General features: G+C 30.8%; 8 protein-coding genes. 2 read left to right on the top strand and 6 right to left on the bottom strand.

The annotated features are described in order from the left end of the window. Positions 1 to 157 precede the first annotated feature (157 nt). The 5 genes from ACFCYN_RS24695 to ACFCYN_RS24675 all read right to left on the bottom strand — a co-directional run bounded on the left by ACFCYN_RS24695 (position 158) and on the right by ACFCYN_RS24675 (position 3,602). Entirely contained in the window at positions 158 to 676 is a 519-nt protein-coding gene (locus ACFCYN_RS24695) for a helix-turn-helix domain-containing protein (protein WP_375952653.1), read from the bottom strand. 180 nt (positions 677 to 856) lie between these two features. Further along, complete coding sequence (locus tag ACFCYN_RS24690) at positions 857 to 1,711, bottom strand: alpha/beta fold hydrolase (RefSeq protein ID WP_375952650.1); 855 nt, start codon at positions 1,709 to 1,711, stop codon at positions 857 to 859. A gap of 217 nt (positions 1,712 to 1,928) precedes the next feature. Further along, positions 1,929 to 2,438: a hypothetical protein gene (locus tag ACFCYN_RS24685; RefSeq protein WP_375952647.1), complete on the bottom strand. Its 510-nt coding sequence runs from the start codon at positions 2,436 to 2,438 to the stop codon at positions 1,929 to 1,931. A 200-nt stretch (positions 2,439 to 2,638) separates the two neighbouring features. Beyond that, the gene (locus tag ACFCYN_RS24680) at positions 2,639 to 3,028 is read right to left on the bottom strand and encodes a hypothetical protein (RefSeq protein WP_375952645.1); all 390 of its coding nucleotides are present in this window, start codon (positions 3,026 to 3,028) and stop codon (positions 2,639 to 2,641) included. A 199-nt stretch (positions 3,029 to 3,227) separates the two neighbouring features. Beyond that, positions 3,228 to 3,602 (bottom strand): YxiJ family protein, encoded by a 375-nt coding sequence (locus ACFCYN_RS24675; RefSeq protein ID WP_375952643.1) that lies wholly within the window; start codon positions 3,600 to 3,602, stop codon positions 3,228 to 3,230. A 397-nt stretch (positions 3,603 to 3,999) separates the two neighbouring features. Between ACFCYN_RS24675 and ACFCYN_RS24670 the strand changes: the two genes are divergently transcribed. Both ACFCYN_RS24670 and ACFCYN_RS24665 read left to right on the top strand, forming a co-directional pair. Further along, positions 4,000 to 4,605, top strand: coding sequence for a hypothetical protein (locus ACFCYN_RS24670; RefSeq protein WP_375952640.1), 606 nt, complete (start codon positions 4,000 to 4,002; stop codon positions 4,603 to 4,605). Positions 4,606 to 5,086: 481 nt separating this feature from the next. Continuing rightward, entirely contained in the window at positions 5,087 to 5,263 is a 177-nt protein-coding gene (locus ACFCYN_RS24665; RefSeq protein WP_167555277.1) for a hypothetical protein, read from the top strand. A gap of 254 nt (positions 5,264 to 5,517) precedes the next feature. Here the strand turns inward: ACFCYN_RS24665 and ACFCYN_RS24660 are convergent, their stop codons facing one another. Then, positions 5,518 to 6,534 carry a helix-turn-helix domain-containing protein gene (locus ACFCYN_RS24660; RefSeq protein ID WP_375952637.1) on the bottom strand — a complete coding sequence of 339 codons (1,017 nt, stop codon included), beginning with the start codon at positions 6,532 to 6,534 and terminating at the stop codon, positions 5,518 to 5,520. Positions 6,535 to 6,645 lie beyond the last annotated feature (111 nt).

Raw genomic sequence — 6,645 nt, 5'->3', positions numbered from 1 at the left:
GTAGTGGAAGGCTATTTGGCATGTCTATTTTTAGTATAACATGTGTTTTATAAGATTTTCATTGAAAAATATTGACAACTATTAGCTGGTTTAGTTCAATAAAACGACCGCCGAAGCAGTCGTTCGTTGTTCAACTAATGCATGAGTTAGTAAATATCTAAACATCACTGAAAACAACCATTATATAATTATAAAAAAAGCCTAAAAATACTATAAAGCTCAGCATTAAAAGAGATATCCATGAAAATATAAAATGTTTTTTCTTAGTTATGTAACAATATAAACTTAAGAAGACAAAAATTATAAATAACAAACCACATCCAACGAAAAGCCATGTTCCTAATCCATGTGCAGATGTAAAAAATTGAGCTTTTATTAGAATGATCATTGGAAGTGTAATAACCAAAATAATAGATAATACAAAGTACCTAAATACTTTTAAACGGATATTATCTAAAGATAGCTTACTTTGTAATTCTTTATCAGACTTAATTAAAAAATCCAAACTAACATCGTATAACTCACTTAATTGCACAAGATTAATGATATCTGGAACGGACTTATTATTCTCCCATTTAGAAATAGCTTGAGCAGTTACATATAATTTTTCGGCTAAGTCATTTTGAGAATATTTATGTTCTTTACGAAGCATTTTCAACTTATCTCCTAATTCCATTTACATCTCCTCCTTTACTTAGAATATAGACAAAATTAGATGAGAAAACACCATAGCCTTAGTTGTCTTCAGTAAACTTTAATGTAAACTAACAGTTTATACCTTGCGTATTGGTAATAAAAAAGGCTCTTCTACTCGAAAATCCTTTTTTGTTTCTTGTAGAACTAACGCATCAGTTAGTTACATATGTTTTTTTATCCAGTTAGTAATTAAATTAGATACTTTATTGGGTTCATCCCATTGAATCATATGGGTAGTATCCTCAATTGCAATAACACTTACATCCTTAACGCTTCGATTTAACTGAGAGATCCCAACGTCTCTCGCAAGATTTAGACTAGCTGGTATTGTAGCATGAATCAACATCACAGGTACCTTAATAAATGGATATGTTTTCGAAAATGGCTCTTTAAAAAAGGCTTTAACAATTGATAAAACTGTAAATTTCGAAGTGATGAGCTCAAACTGATCTTGGTTATTTTTTGTAAAAAGGGAAGCAACATAATGTTCAATATCCCTACTCCATCTTTTTGTATAATTTTTATATTCCTGAATTAGTTCATCCCAATTGTTATAACTTGAATTATCCATGTACTCACTCCACCCAGTATATGCTTTTTCAAATGTCATATCACTTTGATTTTCTGGATAGGTAAATCCACCATCTAGTAATACTATCCCTAATACATTATTGGGATTCATCTTTGTGAAATTGAGTACAATATCTGCCCCCCAAGAGTGACCCATTAGGTAAAATGGTTTATTTATTACTTGCTTAAGAACTTTGTTATACCAATTTGATAAATTAGAAAATAAGTAATCGTCTTCGTTATCAAATGCTGTCGTTTTGCCATGTCCAGGGTTATCGAACACGATCAAATGGAATTTATTTTCTAGAATTTTTGCTAATTCTGCAAAACTATAAATTGCATTTCCAGCAAGGCCATGAAAACAAACTATGGTTTGGTTTTCTTTATTACCATATTCGTAATAACTCACTTTTTTATTCTCTATGTTCAACATAACATTTTGCAATACTCGAATCCCCCAATGAATTTTATAAAATTAAATACTTCTATAATATTTTTGAATTTTCCTCTATACAAAAATAGTTTATATACCTAATTGTTTTATTTCTCTCTTATGTAACTAAACTGCCATTTACTTTAATAAGAAAAAAGCTACCGAAGCAGCTTAAAGGTTGTTCAACTAATGCATCAGTTAGTTGAATAAGAATTAAAGTATTTTGTATTCAGAACCCACTTTCACCTTCTACTAACAAACGATTAAAATAATTAATTACAAATTTTTTATAAACTTTTTCTAGTTTTTTTGAAAAAATTGAACCATATTTTAAAGTTTCCCACCAATCACCAGGTTTTTCTTCTAATGCCAACAACATAGAAGATAATACATCATTTTCAAATGACATTTTTTTAATTTCAGGAATTGTAGTTAATTCTTTAATAAAGTTATATACCTTGTCATCTCTTTGCATTTCATCAAGCAAATTTTGGACTTCACAACATAAGGCTACTAAAGAACCTTGTCTTAACATTTCAACTTCTTCATTAAAACCACTCATTCGTTCGTCGATTATCTCAACTAATATGAATTTTTCATAATTAACTGTTTCAAAGTCAATATTATGCCCAAATCCTCCATAGCTTCTAATCATATCTTGGTACATCCAGAAAATATTTTTTATAGTTTCCCTGCATTCATCAAAGTTTTCAGTATGTAATTGAAAAAAGTTGTACATTATGTCCCTCCTTAACTATCAATGAATATAGCATATAATACTAACTCTTCTATAAATATGATTGATTTCCTTGTTCAACTAAACTGCCATTTACTTTAATAAGAAAAAAGCTACCGAAGCAGCTTAAAGGTTGCTCAACTAATGCATCAGTTAGCAGTATAAGCAACTTCACCATATTAATATAAATTTCTTTTCTTTCTTTACTTAGTTACTCCAGTTCCCGTCAGTTGATACTTTTCTTGATTACTTATTTGTATTACTTTATATACATAACCAAATTTTTTATCTTTTCTAGTAGATTCCACACTTACCGCATAGGTTTTACCTATTTCTAAAAGATTGTAAACCATTGCGTCTTCAACATAAATTTTGTAAGGTTTTCTGTTTACCTCTTTTTCTGCTGCATTGTAGCCAATAAACCACATTCTTAAAGAACCCTGGTTTATATCATCGTGTTTCTCTTCTATATACATTTGCCCCATTCCAAAGTTAGAATGAGTTTCAAAATTTTTAACGAAAGAGAAATAACTTATCATTAGAAGAATAACACAACCAGTCAATAACAACTTCCATTTTTTAATAATGTTCATTAATCATATCTCCCTGTAAAACAACCTATTCTCCACCTCATATGTACAAATTCCGTAATTAAATCCCTAATTATTTATTCTGCTTATAGCTCAATAAGTCCTTTCCTTATGCAACTAAACTGCCATTATGTTGAATAAAAAAGACCGCCAAAGCGACGGTTTTGTTTAACTAACGCATCATTAGTTAGTTGAATAAGCATTATTTTTTTGCAAATAACTTTAATAACAAACATCTGGTTTCTTCGTGAACTTTGAACTCCTGATTAAACTCTTTATATTCAGTAAGATTGTTCTCTATAAATTTATATTGACTAAATCGTTCAAAAAATGAAAACCGTAATAATTCCACCTGTCCCTTAGGGACTTTATTTTGTTTGCCGCCTAAAACATAACTTAGTGTACCAGCAATATTCATACAAAAATCATTGAAATCACCAGTTAAACAATCTTTTTCATATGGCAGACTTGAAAATTCTGATTTAAAATCTTCTTGTATTTTATCTGTATCTCTATATGGGAATGGATTATCTAATTTAAATTTAATATCATTTAATTGATTTATTATATTTTCCACTTTTCTCCTCCGAATTTTTTCCTTTTTGATTATTATACCTTGACTTCTTATCTAACTATACTGCCATTTAGCCACCCATGCAGCGCTCGCGCTGCACCACAGCGAATGAAAATGTATGGGAAGTGTCTATACTGATACTGACTTTTATCCAGTCAACTGTAATCACTAGGATTTTTAGTTAACTCTACTCTTTTTTTAACGATTGAGCAGAGTTTTCTTTAGTATTGTCATTTATCTATTTATGAAGAAACTAATTTTCATGGTAGTTGTATAAGGAGATTCAATATCCTGCTAAGCCAGGTCCAGCAATCACTCTTAAAAAAGCTAGACTAAATAGGAGAATGGGTGATTATATATTAGTAGATAAAAAATTTGAATTTTAGGAGCCTGGTTAATTATGACTGATTTAGTTAAATTGCCGAAAGCTGCTGTCTTTGGAGCTGCAAACGGCGTGATGTTCATGACTTTTTTTGGAGCGCTTTGGGCTTCCATTGGTATTATTGGTTCACATGGACTTGGAGCTCCATGGTTACTTGTTCTTTCGTTTGTAGTGACATTAATCTTACTCATCGGAGCCATATCGCTTTTTGGTAAAGCCCGTAACATGAACAATGCTTTTATACCAGAAGTGAGTGAACATTGGAAAAAAAAAAATCGAAAATTTGGTTTAATCTTCGGTCTAGAAGGTCTTGCGATATTTATTGCAAGTGTGATTTGTAACATAATCAACCATTTTGAGGTCTTTTTCCCTATTATGGCTATTATTGTCGGTATACATTTTTTTCCTTTAGCTAAATTGTTTCGAGAAAATTTTTATTATGGTACAGGTGGAGTGCTCTGCATTATAGGCGTTATTACTTTCTTATTACCAACGAATGTCACCGTTAGCAATGTAAATCTAATTGCGACGTCTACTTTTATCGGTTTTGGCTCTGCTTTATCACTATGGTTGACAGGTCTGAGAATCTGGATAACCATACTCAAACAATTGAAACAAATATAAAAAAGAGCGATGAGATGACGGGTTTAGTTCTAAGATGTTTTAGCATTGTTAACCCCCTTCTCGCGGATCAATCTAGTGTCCGCTTAAGAAATAGCTTCTCTTTAGTTACTCAGTTCACGGATGACCCAAGTACCACTATTTTTTCTTTGAAGAGATGAATTGAGGATAAACCAGTCAGCCTAAGCAATCTTAAAAACCACTCAACTTTTAACTAAACCAGCTAATAGTTTGAAAAAGTTGTCTAGCTATATCTTGGAATAGTCTTGATTTTTAGTTAGACATAAATCCAATGTAAGAGCTAGTATCAACGGATCCATTGGCTGGATCATCTTCATTCCAATTATTCTAACCATCGTTCTATACTTTTTTTCGAATTAATAACTCTTGACTATTAAGGTGTGCATTTATCTGCTTTATTTGGTATGCTTAACGGACAGTTATGGACCGGATCCACTAAACTGAATGAAGAAGAGGGTAAAACATGGGAAAATTGAATGCAGTCGAAAAATTGCAAAAGGAATTAATGAAGACGCGCGAAGCGATCGATATCGTCAAGATCATCTTAGCGAAGAAACACGACCCTCATCTCGAAGAACAGTTGAAAAGATTAATCACCGAACACAATGAAATTGTGACACAAATCAAGAGCATCCAGTAAGGATGCTTTTTTTTCTTATCGCCCTCTACTCGTAACCACCCGGACGCTATCCATCTAGGTCACCAGTCCATCCATATTTTATGTCATGACTTTTTCATTTTTGAATGGTAACATTTTTACACATTCAACCAAACTAAAATGATATCTTTCTTTTTTTACACAAACCAGAAATGACCGAACTTCAAAAATAAATTAATTTAGTCAACTAATTCATTGGAGATTTACACCAGTTTCTTCTATATTATATGTCTTTCTTATCGGGTATTTATATGATTAAGTATTTTCTCCTTTATGTAATCCACAATAGATAATTCCGATTCATTGGCAAGTTCACGCAATTGTTCTTTTACGTTTTTGGGAATATTAATTGTTATACTCTCAAAATCTGTGCCTATATAAAGACCATTGTGTCGTAACTGAATACTTCCTACAATTAAAAGAGTTTCTAAAATGTTAAATGTCTCATTGTAATTATCAATGAATTCTTTATCCAGTTGAATAAATAATGGTTTAATTTTTATATGGACTTTATTCTTCCCTTGCTCTATATCTATATTTTCAACACCAATGAAGTTATAAATGAAATCAAAAATTCGATAATCTTTACTTTTAATATCATTTAGTATTATAAATTCAAAAGTTGCGTAATGTTTCTTTGTAACTCGTTTGAATGTCCCTACTTTATAGATAGGTTCATAACCACTAGCCATAATAGCAGCTCCTACTAATTCTTTACCATGAGCAGTCATCAGAGTAGGTATATTATTTTCAATTCGAATAATACGGCCATAATCATTCGTTAATTCATTTCTAAAAGATTGGTACAAATAAAATTCTTTATTCTTTGTAAAGAATGATTTTCGTTTCGATTTACTCTTATTAATATAATCTGATTCTTGAAAACTAGCTAACGATTCGTTAGAAACAAAATATGTAGATTTACCTTTAAAATCAAATTTCGATGCGGCTAATGAGCCATCTTTTATATATTTTTGAAGAGTAGTTACATGTAATCCAACGATTTTCGAGACTTCTGATAAAGTATATCCTTCTGGTCGCTTATATTCCGAAGCAAATGCTTCAACAACACTTTTATCAAACTGCATTGTACCTTCTATTCGCCAGTTATCTTCATACTTTTGTTTCAACTTTCCATTACGAACATAATAATAAATTGTAGAAGTTGAAGGTTGTTCACCCCACTCTTTACCTAAATATTCAATAACTTCTTTTGTAGTTAAGACCTGTTCGCTTTTTTGATATTCTATCAATCTTGTAACCTTCCTTCTAAAAATTTTTATTAAGTATATCTCCGCTTTTTACAATATAATGGATCCATTCTATAATCCTCTTCATGTTTTTTTATTAAATTTTATAAATAG

Source organism: Gottfriedia sp. NPDC056225 (assembly GCF_042267765.1).
GTDB lineage: Bacteria > Bacillota > Bacilli > Bacillales > Bacillaceae_G > Gottfriedia.
Note: the sequence above shows the minus strand (reverse complement) of the source record. Positions and strands in the feature narration are given on the sequence as shown.

Excerpts from the sequence above, each read along its gene's own strand:
- ACFCYN_RS24665 (WP_167555277.1), top strand. The coding sequence starts at position 5,087 with ATGGGAAAATTGAATGCAGTCGAAAAATTGCAAAAGGAATTAATGAAG.
- ACFCYN_RS24695 (WP_375952653.1), bottom strand. The coding sequence starts at position 676 with ATGGAATTAGGAGATAAGTTGAAAATGCTTCGTAAAGAACATAAATAT.
- ACFCYN_RS24680 (WP_375952645.1), bottom strand. The coding sequence starts at position 3,028 with ATGAACATTATTAAAAAATGGAAGTTGTTATTGACTGGTTGTGTTATT.
- ACFCYN_RS24685 (WP_375952647.1), bottom strand. The coding sequence starts at position 2,438 with ATGTACAACTTTTTTCAATTACATACTGAAAACTTTGATGAATGCAGG.
- ACFCYN_RS24670 (WP_375952640.1), top strand. The coding sequence starts at position 4,000 with ATGACTGATTTAGTTAAATTGCCGAAAGCTGCTGTCTTTGGAGCTGCA.